This window comes from Microbacterium sp. JZ70 (genome assembly GCF_053903225.1).
In genome coordinates this window covers 3,507,107-3,527,540 of the sequence record NZ_CP096405.1, presented here as the reverse complement: position 1 = coordinate 3,527,540, position 20,434 = coordinate 3,507,107, and the positions used below count along the sequence as shown (strand labels likewise).

The window sequence follows — 20,434 nt, the reverse complement described above, 5'->3', positions numbered from 1 at the left end:
ATCATGCGGCGAGCGGCCGATGACGGCAAGGGCGTCCACGGGAGCGGGGGAGTGCGCGTCGTCCGTGCGCCGCGCGAAGCAGGAGTATCGTGCTTCCTCGTGCTCTTCTCAGCGACGTCGTCGCGGCGACACCGCGCACGGCTGCGGCACCTCGCTCCCGCGCAGGCGATCGTCACCGGTTTCGGACTCGCGCTCGCAGTCGGCACCGCGCTCCTCTGGCTTCCGATCTCGAATGCCGAGGGGGAGTTCACGGACCCCGTCGACGCGGTGTTCACCGCGACGTCCGCGCTCTGTGTGACCGGCCTCACGGTCGTCGACACGGCGGCTCACTGGAGCCCCTTCGGACTCGTCGTCATCCTCGCGCTGATCCATATCGGCGGGCTCGGCATCATGCTGTTCGCGTCGCTCGTCGGCATCGTCCTCGCCCGCAAGCTCAGCGTGCGCTCACGGCTCAACGCCGTCGCGGAGGCGAAGGCCGACGGCATCGGCGATGTCCGGCGGCTCGCGTGGGGCATCTTCGCGACGTCGATCGCGATCGAGGGCGTCGTGGCCGTGCTGCTGTTCGTCCGGTTCGTCGTGGGCTACGGGTCCTCGGCGGGCGAGGCGGCGTGGCTCGCGGTGTTCCATGCGGTGTCGTCGTTCAACAACGCCGGCTTCGCGCTGTACAGCGACAACCTCATGTCCTTCGTCGGCGACCCGTGGATCTGCCTCCCGCTCTGCGCCGCGATCATCCTCGGCGGGCTCGGCTTCCCCGTGCTCCGGCAGCTGAGGCGCGAGATCGGGCGGCCCCTGCACTGGACGATGAACACGAGGATCGTGCTCGCCGGCACGGTCGTGCTGCTCGTCCTCGGCACGGTGTACATCACGGTGATCGAGTGGGAGAACCCCGGCACGCTGGGCGCCTTCGACCCCGCGACGCGCATCCTGGCCGGGTTCTTCCACGCCGTGCAGGTGCGGACGGCTGGATTCAACTCGCTCGACATCGGCCAGATGCACGACGAGACCTGGCTCGGGATGGATGTGCTCATGTTCATCGGCGGCGGGCCGGCCGGAACCGCGGGCGGCATCAAGATCACGACCTTCGCCGTGCTCCTCTTCATCCTCTGGACCGAGCTGCGCGGCGGCACGGCCGTCAACGTCTTCGGCAAGCGCCTGTCCCGCGCGGTGCACCGCGAGGCGATCTCCGTCGTCCTCATGGCGATCGCCGCCGTGATGGCCGGCGTCATCGCGATCCTCACGATGACGGAGCTCGATCTCGACGCGGTCCTCTTCGAAGCCGTGTCGGCGTTCGCCACGGTCGGGCTGTCGACCGGGATCACGGCCGATCTGCCCGACGCGGCGAAGCTCATCCTCGTCGCGCTGATGTTCCTGGGCCGCATCGGCCCCCTCACGCTCGGCTCGGCTCTCGCGCTGCGCGAGCGCCGCGTCTCATACGAGCTCCCGAAGGAGCGGCCGGCGATCGGCTGATGCCGCCGGCGGAAAGGATCGAATCCATGGGCAGGTTCCTCTCATTCGGCGACACGTCTCGCCGCATCGCCGAGGCCGACTCGGTCGCCGTCATCGGGCTCGGCCGGTTCGGCAGCTCGCTCGCGCTCGAGCTGATGGCGTCGGGCACCGAGGTCCTCGGGATCGACGGCTCGGAGGAGGTGGTGCAGGACCACAACGCGCAGCTCACCCAGGTGGTGCGCGCGGACGCGACGAAGGAGGAGGTCCTCCGTCAGCTCGCCGTCGACGAGTTCGACCGCGTCGTGCTCGCGATCGGCACCGACATCAAGGCGTCGATCCTCGTCGCCTCGCTCCTGCTGCAGCTGAACGTCCCGGTGATCTGGGCGAAGGCGGTCGACGAGCAGCACGGCCGCATCCTCGAGCAGCTGGGCGTGCACCACGTCATCTATCCCGAGAAGGACATGGGGCGCCGTGTCGCGCATCTCGTCCGTGGCGCCGCCTCGGACTACCTCGAGATCGATCGCGGCTACGCGATCGTCAAGACGGCGGCTCCCGCCGAGGTGCAGGGGGTGCCGCTCGGCGAGACCGACCTGCGCCGGCGACACGGCGTGACGATCGCAGCGTTCCGCGGAGCATCGAACGAGTGGGCCAACGCCGACGCCGACACGGTCCTGCATGAGGGCGACGTCGTGCTCGTCGTCGGGCCGACCCGGCGCGTCGAGTCGTTCGCGCAGCTGCGCTGAGGGCGCGGCTCAGCGGTCGAGCGAGGCGAAGCGCTCGATGTCCTCGTTCGTCCCGGACACGATGATGAGGTCGTGGTTCGTCACGACGGTGTTCGCCTCGGCGTAGCGGAACGGCTTGCCGGGGCTCTTCACGCCGACGACGGTCACGTTGTACTTCGAGCGGACGCCCGACTCGTTGAGGCCCCTGCCTCGGATGAACCGCGGCGGGTACATCTTCGCGAGCACGAAGTCGTCGTCGAAGCGGATGAAGTCGAGCATGCGGCCGCTCACGAGGTGGGCGACGCGCTCTCCTGCCTCCCGCTCGGGGTAGATGACGTGATTCGCGCCCACGCGGGCGAGGATCTTGCCGTGCGACTGCGAGACGGCCTTCGCCCAGATCTGCGGCACCTTGAGGTCGACGAGGTTGGCGGTGATGAGCACCGACGCCTCGATCGACGAGCCGACGGCCACCACGGCCACCTGGAAGTCGCCGGCGCCGATCTGCTGGAGCGCCTCGAGACTGCGGGCATCCGCCTGCACGGCGTGCGTGACGCGCTCGGACCATTTCTGCACGAGATCGAGGTTGTCGTCGATCGCGAGGACGTCGCGGTCGAGTCGGTCGAGCTCGCCCGCGCAGGCGGCGCCGAAGCGCCCGAGTCCGATGACGAGGACGGGCGCGTCGCTGCGGATCTGCTCAACCAACGATGGGCCTTTCGACGGGCAGCGCGTACTGCTGCGACTTGGAGGTCGCGGCCACGGCCGCGGCGAGGGTCACTGTACCAACGCGCCCCATGAAGACCGTGACGGCGAGCACGTAGACGGCGGAGTCGGGCAGCTCCGCCGTGAGGCCGGTGGAGAGCCCCACGGTCGCGAACGCGGAGATGACGTCGAACAGCACCTCGGCGAGGGGCGCCTTGGTGATCTGCGCGATGATGATGGTCGACAGGGCGACGATCGTGGCGCCCCAGGCGAGAACCGCCACGGCGACGCGCTGCACGTCGCTGGGGATGCGTCGCCCGAAGACCTCGACGCTGCGCCGGCCCTTGGCCTCCGACCACACCGAGAGGGCCAGCACGGCGAGGGTCGTGACCTTGATGCCGCCCGCGGTCGACGCCGAGCCGCCGCCCACGAACATGAGCATCGACGCGGCGAGCATCGACGACTCGTACAGCTCGCCGGGGTCGATCACGGAGAAGCCCCCGGACCGGGTCATGGCGCTGAGGAAGAACGCCTGGAAGGTCGTGTCCCACGCATCGCTCTCGCCCCAGGTTCCGGGGTTGCCGTACTCGAGAACCAGGAACACCGCCGCGCCCGCGACGAAGAGGATGACGGTGGTGATGAGCGTGAGCTTCGTGTGCAGCGGCCAGCGGTGCGGCTGGGTGAGCTGCCGCGAGAGTGCGTAGATGACGGGGAACCCGATGCTGCCGAGGAACACCGAGATCATGAGGACGGTCAGGAAGAAGTAGTCGGTGTGGAACGACTCGAGTCCGCCCACGGTCGGCGTGAAGCCCGTGTTCGTGAACGACATCGCGGCGTAGTACGGCGCGATCCACGCGGCGTCGAGCCAGCTGTACCCGGCCCAGACGATCGGGAAGTAGAGGAGCACGGCGACGACCACCTCGATGACGAGGGTCGACAGGGCGACGACGCGCAGCAGCTGGCCGATCTCGCCGAGGCGAACGGCCTGTCCTTCGTTGACGACGCCCCCGTGCGATCGCAGCGGGTTGGTGTCGCCAGCGGCGATCAGCTTGGCGCGCAGGCCCAGCCGCTTCGAGATCACGAGGCCGAGCAGCGACGCGAGGGTCAGAGCGCCGAGCCCGCCGATGTTGACGCCGATGAAGATGACGGCGTGCCCGAACGCCGACCAGTGCGTCGCCATGTCGACCGTCGACAGGCCGGTCACGCAGATGGTCGAGACAGCCGTGAAGAGCGCGTCCGACAGCGGGGTGCGCGAGCGGTCGTCGCTCGCGATCGGCAGAGACAGCAGCGCCGTGAAGATGAGGATCAGCGAGACGAACACGAGGATGGCGAATCGCGCCGGCGAGGACGTCGTGAAGTCGCGGAAGAACTGGCCGAGCTCCCGCCCGGCATCCTTGAACGCGCCGGCCAGTGCCGCCGACCGGCTCGTCGCCATCCGCTCTCCCCCTTCGCGCCGAAGTCGCCCATCATGGTACTCCGCGGCGCGCGCGGCTAACCTATCGGCATGGCGGACATCTTCGACGTGATCGCGGACGGCACGAGGCGCGACATCCTTCAGCTTCTGCTTCGCCGATCGTCGGATGGCCAGGACGGCACGAGCGTGTCGCAGATCGTCGCCGAGATGGGGGTCAGCCAGCCCACCGTCTCGAAGCATCTCAAGGTGCTGCGCGAGGCCGGTCTCGTCTCGGTGCGCGAGGAAGGGCAGCACCGCTACTACAGCCTGTCGCCCGAGCCGCTCGAGGCGGTCGACGACTGGCTCGTGCCGTTCTTCGTCGACGAGTCCGACCTCGCGGAGGAGGCCGCGTCGTACGCGACGCCGACCCTGCCGGAGCCGGCCGCACGAGTGGCGGAGTCGGTCGGCCGCGCCGCGGCGTCCGCCAAGAACGTGGTGCAGTCGGCGCTGCGTCGTCTCGGGGCCTGACCCACCGGGCGCGTTCGGGCCATCCGCTCCTCCTCGTCCGCGCGGACTCAGGAGGTGTCATCGCGCGCTGATTCTTCGAGGGGAGCGCTCTCAGCGCTGACCGGCGACTTCCGCGGTCCGGAAGCCCGTCGGGGCGTCCCTGCGACGCTGGGAAGAACTTTCGCGGGACCTGTGGACATCCTGAATGTGATCCCGTAATACTGGCATCACGAGCGCGCTCGGTCGACCGGTGTCGGCACTTGGGGGAGTTGCGTCACACAGAAGGGCGAAGGTTGATGCGTCAACAGCGAAATCTGCCGCCGGCTCGGGGCGGTACGAGGGGGAGGAAGCGCTGGCAGCTGCCCAGCCTTCTGACGGGAACAGCCGCGGCAGTCGCTGCGGCCATGATCGTCTCGACCACGAATGCGGCCATGGCCGCAGGACTGAACACCTATCCGGACGAGCCGACCGAGGCCGAGGCCAACATCGCCGAGCTCGTGCTGAACGGCGACGACGTCCTGAGCGCCGCGCACTCTCACGCCGGCTCGGTTTCGAATCCCGGCCCGAACCGCGAGGCGTTCAGCGGCTCGTTCGTCGGAGCCGAGGTCATCGACTTCGGCGCGGGGTACACCATCCCGCTGGACCAGTTCATCCAGTTCGGCGAGCTCGGCGTCATCCAGAGCGAGTCGACCGCGACCGACGGCCGCAACGGCGAGGCCATCACCGGCATCGCCGGTGCGGACGGGGGACTCGCGCTCGACGGCACCGATTCCGACTTCGGCACGGCGCGCATCAACCTGCTCTCGGTGTTCCAGGCGGCCGGCCTCGGCGGCGTCACCGACCCCGCGGTCGATCAGGCCGACCTGAGCTTCGGGCTCGGCGGCGCGTGGGTCGAGGCCGTCGACGGACAGTTCCAGGACCCCGACGCGGTCGGCGGCGCGGGCCAGTACCGCGTCGGCGACATGAAGCTCGAGCTCCACTCGCCTGCACTCGAGACGGCTGCCGCCGGCCTCAGCGACGCCGTGGGCCAGATGGAGCAGACGCTCGTCGACACGATCAACACCGCGCTCGGGCTCGGCACGCTCGTGCCTGGAGCGACGATCGAGACGACGATCACGAGCAACCTTCAGCAGGACGTGCTCGATGCGGTCATGCTCGGTCCGATCGAGACGGACGACGGCCTCGCGTCGATCAACCTCAGCGAGGGGACGATCACGGTCGACCTCGCCCGGATCGGCGGCAACGACGACGGCATCATCGACCGCCCGGTCGGTATCAACAACCAGAACCCCAACACCGAGCTGATCGATGACGAGACCTACCCGTTCATCGCGTCGAGTATCCACGACGTCATCGAGAAGGTGATCGACGTCGCTCTCGACTCGGCGATCAACTCGCTCGACAGCGTGGTCATCGACTTCGACGTCACGTCGGTCGCGGGCACGGCGGCGTTCGCCATGAACCTCTCGGGTGACATCGTCGAGCCCTGTGTCGGCGGCGGCCTCGGCGGCGTCGCTCTCTGCGGCACGGCCGTGCCGCTTGTGCAGACCGCGGTCGGACTGCTCAGCCCGGTGCTGACGGACCCGGCGGGTGCGCTGTACCAGGCGTTCGAGACGATCAAGACCGACACGATCACCGCTCCGGTCCGTGCGGTTCTCGACCCGTTCATCGAGCTCTTCGCGGACAACGTCTTCTCGGTTCAGCTGAACCACCAGGAGACCGCGAGCTGCACGCTGCCGGCAGGCGGTGAGACGCTCGCGTCGCTCCAGCTCTCGGCGCTGAGCTTCGGCGTCGCGGGCGGCGTCGGCCGGTTCAACATCGGCAACGCCGGTCTCCGGGTCGACGCCTGTGCACCCGCCGGCCCCGTGGTCGACGCGTCGTCGCCGGTGCCCTCGGGCTCCTGCACGACGATCACGTCGTCGGGTTGGACGCCGGCCACCGAGGTGACGTTCCAGCTGCGCGACGCCGCGGGTAACGCTGTCGGCGAGCCGCTCGTCGTCACGACCGACGCCGAGGGCAACGTGCCCGCCGACACCTGCCTGCCGATCCCCGCGGGATCGACTCCGGGTGACTACACGGTGGAGGGAACGGACCCCGACGGAAACACCAGCAGTGACACGGTCACCGTGTACACGCCGACGCTCACGGCCCAGTCGCCGGTCCTCCCAGGCGAGTGCTCGGTTCTGACGTCCGGTGGATGGCTGCCGAGCACGGAGGTCACGTTCCAGCTGACCGACGCGGCGGGCACCCCGGTCGGCGACCCGGTGGTCGTCACGACCGACGCCGAGGGCAACATCCCGGCTGACACGTGCGTCCTCGTCCCCGAGGGCACCGAGCCCGGCGACTACAGCGTCGTCGGCACCGACCCGAACGGCGCCGAGATCACGTCGCCGCTCGTGGTGTCGCCCGAGGACGCGCCGATCCTCGACGCCTCCTCGCCGGCTCCCGCCGGTGACGAGACCGAGATCACGTCGGAGAACTGGGACCCAACGGTCGACGTGACGGTCCAGCTGCAGGACGCCGACGGCAACGCGGTCGGCGACCCGATCACGGTGACGACCGACGACACCGGCGCCTTCCCCGCGGGGACGACGCTGCCGATCCCGGCCGGCACGCCGGCGGGCGACTACACGGTCGTCGGCACGGACCCGAACGGCGAGACCGCGCAGGACACCATCCAGGTGTACCTGCCGACGCTCGAGCCGCTCACCCCGGCCGCTCCCGGCGCGTGCGTCGCGATCGTCTCGGGTGGCTGGCAGCCGAACACGGAGGTCACCTTCCAGCTGACCGACGCTGCCGGCAACCCGGTCGGCGACCCGGTCACGGCGACCACCGACGGCGCGGGCAACGTCCCGGCTGACACGTGCGTCACGATCCCCGAGGGCACGGAGCCCGGCGACTACACGGTCATCGGCACCGATCCCGAGGGCGGTCAGGTCGAGGGCCCGATCGAGGTCTACGCGCCGACGCTCGAGGCCACGTCGCCCGAGATCGCCGGTGGCGAGACCGAGGTGACGTCGGGCGGCTGGCTGCCCGAGTCGGAGGTCACGCTCCAGCTGACGGACCCTGACGGCAACCCCGTGGGCGACCCGGTTCCGGCCACGACGGACGCGGACGGCAACGTCCCCGCCGGCACGGTCGTCCCGGTTCCGGCTGACGCTCCTGCGGGCGCGTACACGGTCGTCGGCACCGACGCGAACGGCACGGAGGTCTCGGCCCCGGTCGAGGTCATCGCGCCGACGATCGAGGCGACGTCTCCGGTTCCGGCCGGTGGCGAGACCGAGGTGACGTCGGGCGGCTGGCCGGCCGACACCCCGCTGACGCTTCAGCTGGTGGACGCTGACGGCAGCCCCGTGGGTGAGCCGGTTCCCGCGACGACCGACGCGGAGGGCAACCTCCCCGAAGGCACGGTCGTCCCCGTTCCGGCTGACGCTCCCGCGGACGAGTACATGGTCACGGCGACCGACGCGGACGGCAACGAGATCTCGGCTGCGATCGCGGTCTACGCTCCCGCGATCGACGTGACGTCGCCCGAGATCGCCGGTGGCGAGACCGAGGTCACGTCGGGTGGCTGGCTGCCCGAGTCGGAGGTCACCCTCCAGCTCGAGGACGCCGACGGCAACCCCGCGGGCGAGCCGGTGGTCGTCACGACGGACGCGGACGGCAACGTGCCCGAGGGCACCGTGGTCCCGATCCCGGCCGACGCCGCCGAGGGTGACGTGCTCACCGTCGTCGCGACGGACGCGAACGGCGCCGAGGTGTCGGACACCGTCGAGGTCGCGGCCATCGCGCCGACCCTCGAGGCCGAGTCGCCGGTTCCCGCCGGCGGCGCGTCGGACATCACGTCGGGTGGCTGGCTGCCCGAGTCGGAGGTCACCCTCCAGCTCGAGGACGCCGAGGGCAACCCGGTCGGCGAGCCCGTGGTCGTCACGACCGACGCGGACGGCAACGTCTCCGCCGGTACGACGGTTCCGGTTCCGGCTGAGGCTCCCGCGGGCGACTACACGGTCGTCGGCACGGACGAGAACGGTGTCACGGTCGAGGATGTCGTCTCGGTCTACGCACCCGCGATCGACGTCACCTCTCCGGAGGCGGCGGGTGGCGAGACCGAGGTCACGTCGGGCGGCTGGCTGCCCGAGTCCGAGGTCACGCTGCAGCTGACGGACGGCGGCGCCCCCGTGGGCGACCCCGTGGTCGTCACGACCGACGCGGACGGCAACGTCCCCGCCGGCACGACGGTCGCGATCCCCGCTGACGCGACGATCGAGGATGTCTTCACCGTCGTCGGCTCTGACGCCAACGGCGCCACGGTGAGCGACACCGTCGAGATCATCGCTCCGACGCTCGAGGCGACGTCGCCGGTTCCGGCCGGTGGCGCGACCGAGGTGACGTCGGGCGGCTGGGCTCCTGAGTCCGAGGTCTCGCTGCAGCTCGAAGACGCCGACGGCAACCCCGTGGGCGAGCCCGTGGTCGTCACGACCGACGCGGACGGCAACGTCCCCGCCGGCACGACGGTCCCGGTTCCGGCTGACGCACCGGCGGGCGACTTCACGGTCGTCGGCACCGACGCGAACGACAACAGCGTCGAGGCCCCGGTCGAGGTCTACGCGCCGGTCATCGAAGCCACGTCGCCGGTTCAGGCCGGTGACGCGACCGAGGTGACGTCGGGCGGCTGGATTGGCGGCAGTGACGTCTCGCTGCAGCTGACCGACGCCGAGGGCAACCCCGTGGGGGAGCCCGTGGTCGTCACGACGGACGCGGACGGCAACGTCCCCGCCGCCACGACGCTCCCGACCCCGGCCGACGCGGCTCCCGGTGACGTGTTCACCGTGGTCGCAACGGACGACAACGGCGCCGAGGTGTCCGACACGGTCGAGATCGTCGCCCGCGAGGTGACGGTCGATGCCGAGTCGCCGGTTCCGGCCGGCGGCGAGTCGGAGATCACATCGGGCGGCTGGCTGCCCGAGTCCGAGGTCACCTTCCAGCTGACGGACGCCGAGGGCAACCCCGTGGGCGAGCCCGTGGTGGTCACGACGGACGCGGATGGCAACGTCCCCGCCGGCACGACGGTCCCGGTTCCGGCTGACGCTCCTGCTGGCGACTACACGGTCGTCGGCTCGGACGCCAACGGCAACACGGGCGAGGCTCCGCTCGCGGTGTACGCGCCGGTCATCGACGCCTCCTCGCCGGTCATCGCCGGCGGTGAGACCGAGGTGACGTCGGGTGGCTGGGCTCCCGAGTCCGAGGTCACGATCCAGCTCGAGGACGCCGACGGCAACGTCGCCGGCGACCCCGTGACGGTCACGACCGACGCTGAGGGCAGCGTGCCCGCAGGCACCACGCTGACGGTTCCCGCTGACGCGGCAGCCGGTGACATGTTCACCGTCGTCGCGACCGACGCGAACGGCGCCGAGGTCTCGGCTCCGGTCGAGGTCATCGCTCCCACCCTCGAGGCGGAGTCGCCGGTTCCGGCCGGTGGCGAGTCGGAGGTCACGTCGGGCGGCTGGGCGCCCAACGCTCCTCTGACCATCCAGCTCGTGGACGGCGACGGCAACCCGGTCGGTGAGCCGATCGAGGTCACCACGGACGACCAGGGCAACGTGCCGGCAGGCACCGTCGTCCCGGTTCCCGAGGACGCCGCGGCCGGCGACTACGAGATCGTCGTGACGGATGACGCGGGCAACGCGCTCTCGGCTCCGCTCGCGGTCTACGCGCCGGTCATCGAGGCCACGTCGCCGGTCGAGGCCGGTGACGCGACCGAGGTCACGTCGTCCGGCTGGATCGGCGACAGCGAGGTCTCGCTGCAGCTGACGGATGGCGAGGGTGCGCCGGTGGGCGACCCGGTGGCCGTGACGGTCGACGCGGACGGCAGCGTCCCCGCCGGCACCACGGTTCCGGTTCCCGCCGACGCCGCACTCGGTGCGCACACGGTCGTCGCGACCGACGCGAACGGCGCGGAGGTCTCCGCACCGGTCGAGGTCATCGCGGCCTCCGGTGAGCCGACCTTCGACGCGGAGTCGCCGGTTCCGGCCGGCGGCGAGTCGGAGATCACGTCGGGCGGCTGGGCCCCTGAGTCGGAGGTCACCCTCCAGCTCTCGGACCCCGAGGGCGCGGACGCGGGCGAGCCCGTGGTCGTGACGACCGACGCCGAGGGCGACGTGCCGGCCGGCACGGTCGTGCCGATCCCGGCGGACGCCGAGGCCGGTGTCTTCACCGTCACGGCGGCCGACGCGGAGGGCCTGCAGCTGTCCGACACCGTCGACGTCTACTCGCCGACGCTCGAGGTCGAGACCCCGGCGGCGCCCGGTACGTGCGCCGACGTCGTCTCGGGCGGCTGGCTGCCGAACTCGGAGGTCACGATCCAGCTGACGGATGCCGATGGCAACCCCGTGGGCGACCCGGTGGTCGTCACGGCGGACGCCGACGGCAACCTGCCGGCCGGCACGTGCGTCCCCGTTCCCGCTGACGCGGAGCCCGGAGACTACACGGTCGTCGGAACCGACGGAGACGCGGTCGTCGAGGCGCCGCTGACCGTCGCGAACGAGGGCGACGCCGACGACAGCAGCAACGCCGACAGCGACGCGAACGCTGACAGCTCCAGCAACGCTGACAGCTCCAGCAACGCTGACAGCTCCAGCAACGCGGACAGCTCCAGCAACGCGGACAGCTCCAGCAACGCTGACAGCTCCAGCAACGCGGACAGCTCCAGCAACGCTGACAGCAGCAGCAACGCCGACTCCGACAACGAGTCCGACGCCAACGCTGACAACGACAGCACCGCGGACAGCGACAGCAACGCGAACGCTGACAACGACAGCGACGCGAACGCGAACAGCTCGAGCAACGGCAACGGCGACAGCGGCGGCAAGAAGCGCCCGCTCTCGCCGACCGGCGGCGAGTTCGACGCGATCCCGCTGGCGCTGCTGGTGATCCTCGCCGGCACGGGCATCCTGCTCGGCGCCACCCGCAGCAAGTGGCTGGTCCGCAAGGACTGACCATCTGACGCGCACACCGGCGGCGGCCTCGGAGACGGGGCCGCCGTCGGCGTGTGCGGGGGAGGAGATCTGTGAGAATCGAGAGCATGCGAAGGCGAGCGGGGGCCGCGTTGATCGCGCTGGTGGCGGCGGGCGGGCTCGCCGCCTGCACGGATGAGCCGCAGGCAGCGCCCGAGGAGGCGCCGCGCGCTGCGACGTTCGACTGCGATCAGGGTGAGCCGCTCGCGAACGCCCTCGAGAACGGCGCCGAGTGGGCCATGTGCTGGCAGGTCGATCCCGATCGCGGCCTCGTGCTCACGGACATCCGCTTCACTCCGACCGATGCCGAGCCCGTCCTCATCGCCGAGGAGCTCTCGCTCGCGCAGCTCGAGGTCCCCTACGACTCGGGCGAGAACACCACGTACGACCTCACCGACGCCGGCTTCGGCGGCACGAAGATGCAGACCCTCACCGAGACGGAGTGCGTCGGGGAGCGGATCGCGACGGACATCCCCGACATCGATGACGGCACGTACGGCAAGACCCGTCACCGCGAGGTGCTGTGCTCGCTCATCGTTGACGGCGGGCTCGGGTACCGATCGGGGGAGTTCGGCGAGGTCGTCGCCGCGCGACGCGAGGACTGGCAGCTCTCCACGATCTCGAAGGTCGGATGGTACGAGTACGTCACGCAGTACTCGTTCGGCTCGGACGGCGTCATCCGATCCGACCTCGGCGCGACCGGCGACATCTCGCCGATCGACTTCAGCGACCACGAGCACGGCTCGGCGGTGGGCGAGGGCGATCATGCGCACGCGACGAGCCACTCCCACAACGCCGTCTGGCGGGTCCACTGGGCGCTCGACGATCCGGGCGCGCTCGCGGTCGAGCAGTACGACGCGGAGGACACGGGGGAGATGGGGCCGAAGGCGCCGATCGTGGAGGGCAGTCTGCGGGCGATCGAGCATCCGGCGATCGCGCAGTGGGAGGACCGGCGCTGGTGGCGCGTCCTGGCACCGGGCGTGCTCAACGCCGATGGCCGTCCGATCTCCTACGAGATCGATCTCGGCAAGAGCGACACCTTCACCTTCACCCACGATCACCTCTTCCACGGCGAGGAGGAGGCGTACGACGTCGCGTTCACGAATGCCGACCCGTGCGAGCTGCTCGCCGTCCGCAACGGGGCGGGGTCGACCTGCGGGCAGAGCGTGCACGACTACATCGAGGACTCCGCGGACGAGGAGCTGCGCGATGTCGTCTCCTGGGTCGCCGTGGGCTTCCACCATGTCGTCAGAGATGAGGATCAGTCGCCGATGGACATGCACTGGCAGGGGTTCGCCCTGCGGCCGCGCGACCTCACGGCGCAGCGGGTCGCCGTGCCGGACGGGCGCGAGGAGCTCAACGGCGAGCTCGAGGGCGAGTTCCGGAAGTGGTATCGCCTCGACGAGGAGGACTGAGCAGGGGAGGGAGCGGGCGGAGGGGCGCGCCCTCCGCCCGCCTGCTCAGCGGCGCCCTGCCTTGCGCTGGAACAGCCATCCGCCCCAGGCCACCGCGATGACGAGGATCGCGGCGCACCAGAGCAGCGCCCAGGCTCCCTGTGCACCGATGCCGGTGCCGAAGAGCAGGCCGCGGATGGTCTCGATGATGGGCGTCACGGGCTGGTAGGTCGCGATCGGCTGCAGCCAGTCGGCCAGGGAGTCCACCGGGACGAACCCGCTCGAGAGGTACGGCAGGAAGAGGAGCACGAAGCCGTAGGCGTTGGCGCCCTCGGGGCTCGACGCGGCGAGTCCGATCGCGCCGAAGAGGTACGTGATGGCGAGGATGTACAGCGCGATGAGCGCGGCGGCGCCGATCCACTCGAGCGGACCGGCCGTCGGACGGAAGCCCACGAGCAGGGCGACGCCGACGACGATCGCCGTCGCCACGAGGTTGCGGATGAGGCTCGCGACGACGTGTCCCGTGAGGACGGCGCTCGCTCGCAGCGGCATCGTGCGGAACCGGGCGATGATGCCCGCCTTCATGTCACCGGCGACGTAGACGGCTGTCGAGGCCGCGCCGAAGCCCGCGCACGTGAAGACGATCCCGGGCACGACATAGTCGACGTAGCCGCCGGACGGATCGATCGCGCCGCCGAAGATCCACGTGAACATGAGCATGAGCATCACGGGGAGGAGGATGGCCATGAGCAGCGACTCCCCGTCGCGCAGCGAATGGCGGAGGCTGCGCCCGACGAAGACCGACTCGGCGGTCAGGCCGCGCAGGCGCGGGCGTGCGAGGTCGACGGTGGTCATGCGGACTCCTTGAGCTGGGGCGTCCGGGCGGACGCGGGTTCGGTGAGGGCGAGGAAGACGTCGTCGAGCGTCGGGCGTCGCAGCGAGACGACGCCCTCGGCGCCGGACTCGTCGAGCACGTCGAGGGCCCGGCGCAGGCCCGACACGGTGCCGTCCGTCGGCACCTCGCGGAGGAGGTCGCCACGGGCGTCGTGGAGCTCGACGGTGTCGCCGCCCACGCGCGCCTTCAGCTGCGAGGCCGTGCCGAGCGCGGCGACCCGGCCCTCGTGCAGCACGGCGATCCGGTCGGCCAGCTGGTCCGCCTCCTCGAGGTACTGGGTCGTGAGGAAGACGGTGGTGCCGGCTGCGGCGACGGCGCGGATGACGTCCCACAGGTCACGGCGGCTGCGGGTGTCGAGACCGGTGGTCGGCTCGTCGAGGAAGAGCACCTCGGGCGTCACGACGAAGCTCAGCGCGAGGTCGAGACGGCGGCGCATCCCGCCGGAGAACGTGCCCACGCGCCGCGCGGCGGCATCGGACAGGGCGAAGCGGGCGAGGAGATCCCGTGCGCGCTCGGCGGCGGCTCGGGGCGACAGGCCGGCGAGACGGCCGAACATGACGAGGTTCTCGGACGCCGTGAGCACGTCGTCGACCGCAGCGGACTGACCCGTCAGGCTGATGCGACGGCGGACCTCGTCGGGCTGCGTCGCCACGTCGTGGCCCGCGACGTGCGCGATGCCGTCGTCGGGGTGCACGAGCGTCGTGAGGATGCTGATGGTCGTCGTCTTGCCCGCGCCGTTCGGGCCGAGCAGGGCGAAGACCTCTCCGGGCTCGACCGAGAGGTCGAGCCCGTCGAGGACGGTGTGCGCGCCGAACCGCTTGCGCAGTCCTCGCACCTCGATGGCGGGACGCATGGCGTCTCCCTTCTGTGTATGAGTGAAACTGTTTATGACAGTAACACACTGTTTATGTCATATACAGGCCTAGGCTGAGACGCATGAGCGAGATCGAGCAGACCCCCGTCGAGCTGCCCCGCGGCATCGCGCTCGCATGGGGGGTCGCCGCGAATCCGCAGCGGGGGCCCAAGCGCGAGATGAGCGTCGAGCGCATCGTCGAGACGGCCGTCGACCTGGCCGACCGCGAGGGGATCGGCGCCGTGTCGATGGCCGCCGTCGCGAAGAAGCTCGGCTTCACGCCCATGTCGCTCTACCGGTACGTCAGTGCGAAGGACGACCTGCTCCTCCTCATGCAGGAGGAGGCGACGGGGCTGCCACCCGAGGAGCATCGGACGGCGGATGGCTGGCGCCGGGCGCTCGAGGTGCTCTTCCGCGCGCAGGTCGAGATCTACCTCCGCCATCCGTGGATCCTGGCTCTGCCGATCGCGGGCTCGCCGATCACGCCGAACAGCTCGGCGTGGCTCGATGCGGCCCTCGGCGCGCTGGCGGAGACGCCCCTCGCTCCGTCGGAGCGGCTCGCGGTCGCGCTGGCCGTCACTGGGCAGGCGCGGTGGTGCGGGATCGTGAACGCCGGCTACAGCGAGGCCGCGCGCGCAGACGGGCTCGCGCCCGAGGAGGTGGCAGCGCGCGAGGCGGCCCTGTTCGATGCGGTCATCGACGCCGACGGGTATCCGGCGCTGCGCGGCGCGATCGATGCGGGCGTCTTCCTCGACGAGGCCGATCCCTTCCGATTCGGGCTCGCCCGCCTTCTCGACGGCGTCGAGGGCTACATCGCCCGGCTCGACCGCGGTGAGCCCCCTGCGAGCGAGGGCGGATGGATCGAGCTCGACGACGCCGACGTGCTCGAGGACAAGCGCTACCGCGCGGCGGCGAAGGCGTCGCGAGACGCGCAGAAGGCGCTCGTCGCCGCGGAGAAGGCGCTGCGCCAGGCGCGCAGGGCTCAGGCCCAGGCTCTCAAGGAGGCGCGGGAGCGCGCCGCGCGCTGACGGGTGCCCGGGTCACACGGGTCACTCGGGTTTACAGGCGTCTCCGCTAGCCTCTAGAGTTGTCGGGATCGAACAGAGAGGGTCGTGGGGGAATGGCTGAACTGCCGGATGTGCGGTTTCTCACGGTCGCCGAGGTCGCAGACATCATGCGCGTCTCGAAGATGACCGTCTATCGGCTCGTCCACTCGGGCGAGCTCCCCGCCGTCCGGTTCGGCCGCAGCTACCGCGTCCCCGAGTCGGCCGTCACGGCCGCTCTCGAAATGCCGTCGGAGCGCCCCATCGCCGACGCCGGCTGAGCGCTCCGAGTCGGCGTTCAGGCGCCGCTCCCATCATGGGATAAGATGCTCTGAGGCACTTTTCCATGGTGCCCGATCCCGGATGTCAGCGACGGCCGTCGCGACCGGACATCCAACCCCTGACATAGCGAGGTTTCCGTGGGTTCTGTCATCAAGAAGCGCCGCAAGCGCATGGCGAAGAAGAAGCACCGCAAGCTGCTTCGCAAGACTCGCCACCAGCGCCGCAACAAGAAGTAGCGGCCCCCGCGAACGCCGGCTCCGTGATCCACGGGCCGGCGTTTCTGGTATCCGGCGTCATCGCCGGTCGTGACCTGTCGTCGCGGCTCGTCACATGATGACTCGCCCTCGTCTGGAATATTGGAATTCGCTAGGTTGAGCGTGAACCGCCTGCCGGAGATCCGGCGCGGCGATCCTCCTCTGAAAGGGCAACCATGAGCGATCCGAAGCCAGAGCGTCACGTCGATCCCACCCCTCTCGAGCACACCCCCGACCCCACGGGTCCGTCCACCGCCGCGACGCTCGTCGCGGAGTTCCTGGGCACCTTCCTCCTCGTCCTCGGCGGCGTCGGCGCGGCGCTGTTCGCCGCCGACTTCGGCGCGAGCGATGCCGGGACGAGCCTCGGCATCGGCTTCGTCGGCGTCGCGCTGGCGTTCGGGCTCACCGTCGTCGCAGGGGCGTACGCCTTCGGGCCGATCTCCGGCGGGCACTTCAACCCGGCCGTCACCCTCGGCCTGGCCGCCGCCGGCCGGTTCCCGTGGGGCGGCGTCGCCGGCTACGTCGTCGCGCAGGTCATCGGCGGCGTCGCGGCGACGAGCGTCATCGCGCTCATCGGCTCGTCCGGCGACGGATGGCTCGCCGCGGCCCAGGAGGGCGGGTTCGCGAGCAACGGGTTCGGCGAGCTCTCGCCGGGCGGCTTCGGCATCCTCGGCGCGATCGTCGTCGAGGTGCTGTTCACGGCGCTCTTCGTGCTCGTCATCCTCGGCGTCACGCACCCCACGCGCGGCAACCCCGCGCTCGCGGGTCTCGCGATCGGCCTCACCCTGACGCTCATCCACCTCGTCACGATCCCCGTCGACAACACGTCGGTGAACCCCGCGCGATCGATCGCGTCGGCGATCTTCGGGGGAGGCGACGCGCTCGCGCAGCTCTGGGTCTTCCTCGTGTTCCCTCTCGTCGGCGGACTCATCGCGGGCTTCGCCTACAAGCCGCTGCTCGACACGGCGCGCCGCTGAGCAGCAGCGCGAGCGGAGCGACGGCCCGTGATCCACGGGATACTGGAGGGATGAACGAGATCACGGTCCAGGAGCTCCGCTCGCGCGAGGGCGTTCCGCTCATCGACGTCCGCGAGACGCACGAGTTCGCGGCAGGACGTGTGCCGGGCGCCGTCAACCTGCCGATGTCCGAGCTCGGGATGCGGCTCGACGAGCTGCCCGCAGAGCCGTTCGACGTCATCTGCGAGGTCGGCGGACGCTCCGCCCGGGTCGTCGAGGCGCTCACGGCGCGGGGCTACGAGGCGACGAACGTCGCGGGCGGCACGAGCGCGTGGCGCGCGGCCGGCTACGACATCGAGGCCTGAGCCGGATGACGCAGCTGACGCTCATCGGCAAGCCCGACTGCCATCTCTGCGACGTCGCGCGCGAGGTCGTCGACCAGGTCCTCGCCGAGCTCCCGGATGAGACCGCCGACCGCATCGAGGTCGTCGAGCGGTCGATCGCCGACGACGAGGAGCTTCACGCGCAGTGGTGGGAGAAGATCCCCGTCGTCCTCATCGACGGACGACTGCACGGCCACTGGCGCGTGTCCCCCGACCGCCTGCGCGACGCCCTCGTCGCCGCATCCTGAACCGAGAGGCTCTGCCATGGCCATCCGCCACATCGTCCTGTTCCAGCTCGCCGCGTCCGACCCCGAGACCCGCGCAGCGCACGCGGCCGAGGCGAAGGAGCGCCTCGAGGCGCTCGTCGGCGTCGTCCCCGGTCTGCTCGAGCTGACCGTCTCGCGCAACGCCGCCTACGAGGGCGAGAACCACGACATCGTGCTCGACGCGCTCTTCCCCGACCTCGCCGCGCTCGAGGCGTACCAGGTGCACCCCGCCCATGTCGAGGCGGCGCGCTTCGTCGGGTCTGTCCGCAGCGGGCGCGCGGCGATCGACCTCGAGGTCTGAGACCCGTCCCTCACGCACGACGCCCCCGCCGGATGGCGGGGGCGTCGTGCATGAGGGCGGGAGAGGCTCAGGCCTCGTCGTCCTCCTCGGGCTCGTAGTCGACGCCGGCCTCGGCGCGCTGCTCGGGCGTGATCGGGGCCGGAGCAGCCGTGAGCGGGTCGAAGCCGCTGCCGATCTTCGGGAACGCGATGACCTCGCGGATCGACGGGGCGCCCGCGAGCAGCGACACGACGCGGTCCCACCCGAACGCGATGCCGCCGTGCGGCGGCGCGCCGAACTGGAACGCGTCGAGCAGGAAGCCGAACTTCTCCTGCGCCTCCTCGGGGCCGATCCCCATGACGTCGAAGACGCGCTCCTGCACGTCGCGGCGGTGGATGCGGATCGAGCCGCCGCCGATCTCGTTGCCGTTGCACACGATGTCGTACGCGTACGCGAGCGCCTCGCCCGGAGCCTCCTCGAAGCGGTCGATCCACTCCGGCTTGGGCGACGTGAACGCGTGGTGCACGGCGGTCCAGGCGGAGTGGCCGAGGTCGACGTCGTCGTCCTCGCCGGTCGGCTTGAAGAGGGGCGCGTCGACGACCCACACGAACGACCACGCGCTCTCGTCGATCTGTCTCGTGCGCTTGGCGATCTCGACGCGCGCGGCGCCGAGCAGCGCGCGCGCCTCGCTCGTCCTGCCTGCAGCGAAGAACACGGCGTCGCCGGGCTGAGCGCCCGTCGCGGCGGCGAGCCCCTCGCGCTCGGCGTCGGAGAGGTTCTTGGCGACCGGGCCGCCGAGCGTCCCGTCCTCGCCGAACGTGACGTAGGCGAGGCCCTTCGCGCCGCGCGACTTGGCCCAGTCCTGCCACGCGTCGAACTGACGACGGGGGAGCGAGGCGCCGCCGGGGTGCACGACCGAGCCGACGTACTCCTGCTGGAAGACGCGGAAGGTCGTGTCGGCGAAGTAGTCGGCGAGCTCGACGATCGCGTTGCCGAAGCGCAGGTCCGGCTTGTCCGAGCCGTACAGGCGCATCGCGTCGGCGAAGGTGATGCGCTCGATCGGCGTCGGGATCTCGACGTCGATGAGGCGCCACAGTGCCTGCACGATCTCCTCGCCGAGGGCGATCACGTCCTCCTGGTCGACGAAGCTCGCCTCGATGTCGAGCTGCGTGAACTCGGGCTGGCGGTCGGCGCGGAAGTCCTCGTCGCGGTAGCAGCGTGCGATCTGGTAGTAGCGCTCGATGCCGCCCACCTGTAGCAGCTGCTTGAAGAGCTGCGGCGACTGGGGGAGCGCGTACCAGCTGCCCGGGCTGAGGCGCGCGGGCACGAGGAAGTCGCGCGCGCCCTCGGGCGTCGAGCGGGTGAGCGTGGGGGTCTCGACCTCGACGAAGTCGTGCTCCTCGAGCACACGGCGCGCGGCCGCCGATGCCTTCGAGCGCAGGCGGATGGCCGCGGCGGGCGCGGGGCGGCGGAGGTCGAGGTAGCGGTACTTGAAGCGCGCGTCCTCGCCGACGGTCTCGGTGCCGTCGAGCGCGGTCGAGACCTGGAAGGGGAGCGCGGCCGACTCGTTGAGCACCTCGACCTCGGACGCGATGATCTCGATCTCGCCGGTCGCGAGGTTCGGGTTCGCGTTGCCCTCGGGACGGCGTGACACCTCGCCCGTGACCTTCAGGACGAACTCGCTGCGCAGCGGGTGCGCGATCTCCTCGTCGCGGATGACGACCTGTGCGATGCCCGATGCATCGCGCAGATCGATGAAGGCGACGCCTCCGTGATCGCGGCGGCGATCGACCCACCCGGTGAGGGTGACGGTCTGACCGATGAGCGAGGCGTCGAGCGAGCCTGCCTTGTGGGTGCGCAGCACGGAGAATCCTCCTGGTAGGAAAGGGAACCGCACCATTCTACGGACCGCGCGCGTCCTGGCCATCCGCTCGCGGGAGCGGGCTAGCCAGGGCTCGCAGGGCGCGGGGCGGCTGGCGGAGGCGCGCGGAACAGCGAACGCTGCGGATGGCGTGCGGAGGGCATGCGGCGGATGGCGGGCGGCGGAT

The 20,434-nt window shown here is 70.7% G+C and carries 17 protein-coding genes; 12 read left to right on the top strand and 5 right to left on the bottom strand.

Translation table 11 applies throughout. From position 1 onward, the window contains the following. The first annotated feature begins 3 nt into the window (after positions 1-3). Entirely contained in the window at positions 4-1,467 is a 1,464-nt protein-coding gene (locus tag M1D46_RS16235) for a TrkH family potassium uptake protein (protein WP_456286097.1), read from the top strand. Positions 1,468-1,493: 26 nt separating this feature from the next. After that, positions 1,494-2,189: a potassium channel family protein gene (locus M1D46_RS16230; protein ID WP_456283849.1), complete on the top strand. Its 696-nt coding sequence runs from the start codon at positions 1,494-1,496 to the stop codon at positions 2,187-2,189. Between the two features lie 9 nt (positions 2,190-2,198). Here the strand turns inward: M1D46_RS16230 and M1D46_RS16225 are convergent, their stop codons facing one another. Together M1D46_RS16225 and M1D46_RS16220 are read right to left on the bottom strand one after the other, a co-directional pair. Beyond that, complete coding sequence (locus tag M1D46_RS16225; RefSeq protein WP_271174410.1) at positions 2,199-2,870, bottom strand: potassium channel family protein; 672 nt, start codon at positions 2,868-2,870, stop codon at positions 2,199-2,201. Further along, positions 2,863-4,302, bottom strand: a complete 1,440-nt coding sequence (locus M1D46_RS16220; protein ID WP_282980165.1) for a TrkH family potassium uptake protein — start codon at positions 4,300-4,302, stop codon at positions 2,863-2,865. Before M1D46_RS16220 ends, M1D46_RS16225 begins: the two co-directional genes overlap by 8 nt. A 69-nt stretch (positions 4,303-4,371) precedes the next feature. Between M1D46_RS16220 and M1D46_RS16215 the strand changes: the two genes are divergently transcribed. The 3 genes from M1D46_RS16215 (at position 4,372) to M1D46_RS16205 (ending at position 13,195) form a co-directional block, all read left to right on the top strand. Continuing rightward, complete coding sequence (locus tag M1D46_RS16215; RefSeq protein WP_456286096.1) at positions 4,372-4,788, top strand: ArsR/SmtB family transcription factor; 417 nt, start codon at positions 4,372-4,374, stop codon at positions 4,786-4,788. Between the two features lie 383 nt (positions 4,789-5,171). Next, the gene (locus M1D46_RS16210) at positions 5,172-11,762 is read left to right on the top strand and encodes a hypothetical protein (protein ID WP_456286095.1); all 6,591 of its coding nucleotides are present in this window, start codon (positions 5,172-5,174) and stop codon (positions 11,760-11,762) included. Positions 11,763-11,848: 86 nt separating this feature from the next. Beyond that, positions 11,849-13,195 carry a copper amine oxidase gene (locus M1D46_RS16205; protein WP_456286094.1) on the top strand — a complete coding sequence of 449 codons (1,347 nt, stop codon included), beginning with the start codon at positions 11,849-11,851 and terminating at the stop codon, positions 13,193-13,195. Between the two features lie 45 nt (positions 13,196-13,240). Here M1D46_RS16205 and M1D46_RS16200 read toward each other — a convergent pair whose 3' ends face one another. Continuing rightward, positions 13,241-14,029, bottom strand: a complete 789-nt coding sequence (locus tag M1D46_RS16200) for an ABC transporter permease (protein WP_456286093.1) — start codon at positions 14,027-14,029, stop codon at positions 13,241-13,243. Then, the gene (locus tag M1D46_RS16195; protein ID WP_282980172.1) at positions 14,026-14,922 is read right to left on the bottom strand and encodes an ATP-binding cassette domain-containing protein; all 897 of its coding nucleotides are present in this window, start codon (positions 14,920-14,922) and stop codon (positions 14,026-14,028) included. The genes M1D46_RS16200 and M1D46_RS16195 overlap by 4 nt, the downstream gene beginning before the upstream one ends. 83 nt (positions 14,923-15,005) lie before the next feature. On the opposite strand from M1D46_RS16195, the gene M1D46_RS16190 reads away from it, so the two are divergent. From M1D46_RS16190 to M1D46_RS16160, 7 genes are all read left to right on the top strand, one after another. Then, positions 15,006-15,950, top strand: coding sequence for a TetR/AcrR family transcriptional regulator (locus M1D46_RS16190; RefSeq protein ID WP_456286092.1), 945 nt, complete (start codon positions 15,006-15,008; stop codon positions 15,948-15,950). A gap of 92 nt (positions 15,951-16,042) precedes the next feature. Next, positions 16,043-16,246, top strand: a complete 204-nt coding sequence (locus M1D46_RS16185) for a helix-turn-helix domain-containing protein (RefSeq protein WP_271174418.1) — start codon at positions 16,043-16,045, stop codon at positions 16,244-16,246. A 138-nt stretch (positions 16,247-16,384) separates the two neighbouring features. Beyond that, a complete protein-coding gene (locus tag M1D46_RS16180) occupies positions 16,385-16,483 on the top strand; it encodes a 30S ribosomal protein bS22 (protein ID WP_003792170.1) in 99 nt (32 codons plus the stop codon). A 194-nt stretch (positions 16,484-16,677) separates the two neighbouring features. Then, entirely contained in the window at positions 16,678-17,478 is an 801-nt protein-coding gene (gene aqpZ, locus M1D46_RS16175) for an aquaporin Z (RefSeq protein WP_456286091.1), read from the top strand. A gap of 50 nt (positions 17,479-17,528) precedes the next feature. Beyond that, a complete protein-coding gene (locus M1D46_RS16170; RefSeq protein WP_271174419.1) occupies positions 17,529-17,822 on the top strand; it encodes a rhodanese-like domain-containing protein in 294 nt (97 codons plus the stop codon). A 5-nt stretch (positions 17,823-17,827) separates the two neighbouring features. Next, positions 17,828-18,088, top strand: coding sequence for a glutaredoxin family protein (locus M1D46_RS16165; RefSeq protein WP_282980178.1), 261 nt, complete (start codon positions 17,828-17,830; stop codon positions 18,086-18,088). Positions 18,089-18,104: 16 nt separating this feature from the next. After that, entirely contained in the window at positions 18,105-18,407 is a 303-nt protein-coding gene (locus M1D46_RS16160) for a Dabb family protein (protein WP_271174421.1), read from the top strand. Between the two features lie 67 nt (positions 18,408-18,474). Here the strand turns inward: M1D46_RS16160 and aspS are convergent, their stop codons facing one another. After that, the gene (gene aspS, locus M1D46_RS16155; protein WP_456286090.1) at positions 18,475-20,250 is read right to left on the bottom strand and encodes an aspartate--tRNA ligase; all 1,776 of its coding nucleotides are present in this window, start codon (positions 20,248-20,250) and stop codon (positions 18,475-18,477) included. Positions 20,251-20,434: the final 184 nt, after the last annotated feature.

Coding starts and splice junctions, on each gene's coding strand:
- M1D46_RS16200 (WP_456286093.1), bottom strand. CDS start 14,029: ATGACCACCGTCGACCTCGCACGCCCGCGCCTGCGCGGCCTGACCGCC.
- M1D46_RS16230 (WP_456283849.1), top strand. CDS start 1,494: ATGGGCAGGTTCCTCTCATTCGGCGACACGTCTCGCCGCATCGCCGAG.
- M1D46_RS16170 (WP_271174419.1), top strand. CDS start 17,529: ATGAACGAGATCACGGTCCAGGAGCTCCGCTCGCGCGAGGGCGTTCCG.
- M1D46_RS16235 (WP_456286097.1), top strand. CDS start 4: ATGCGGCGAGCGGCCGATGACGGCAAGGGCGTCCACGGGAGCGGGGGA.
- M1D46_RS16210 (WP_456286095.1), top strand. CDS start 5,172: ATGATCGTCTCGACCACGAATGCGGCCATGGCCGCAGGACTGAACACC.
- M1D46_RS16190 (WP_456286092.1), top strand. CDS start 15,006: ATGAGCGAGATCGAGCAGACCCCCGTCGAGCTGCCCCGCGGCATCGCG.
- M1D46_RS16215 (WP_456286096.1), top strand. CDS start 4,372: ATGGCGGACATCTTCGACGTGATCGCGGACGGCACGAGGCGCGACATC.
- M1D46_RS16160 (WP_271174421.1), top strand. CDS start 18,105: ATGGCCATCCGCCACATCGTCCTGTTCCAGCTCGCCGCGTCCGACCCC.
- M1D46_RS16195 (WP_282980172.1), bottom strand. CDS start 14,922: ATGCGTCCCGCCATCGAGGTGCGAGGACTGCGCAAGCGGTTCGGCGCG.
- aqpZ (WP_456286091.1), top strand. CDS start 16,678: ATGAGCGATCCGAAGCCAGAGCGTCACGTCGATCCCACCCCTCTCGAG.
- M1D46_RS16220 (WP_282980165.1), bottom strand. CDS start 4,302: ATGGCGACGAGCCGGTCGGCGGCACTGGCCGGCGCGTTCAAGGATGCC.
- M1D46_RS16185 (WP_271174418.1), top strand. CDS start 16,043: ATGGCTGAACTGCCGGATGTGCGGTTTCTCACGGTCGCCGAGGTCGCA.
- M1D46_RS16205 (WP_456286094.1), top strand. CDS start 11,849: ATGCGAAGGCGAGCGGGGGCCGCGTTGATCGCGCTGGTGGCGGCGGGC.
- M1D46_RS16165 (WP_282980178.1), top strand. CDS start 17,828: ATGACGCAGCTGACGCTCATCGGCAAGCCCGACTGCCATCTCTGCGAC.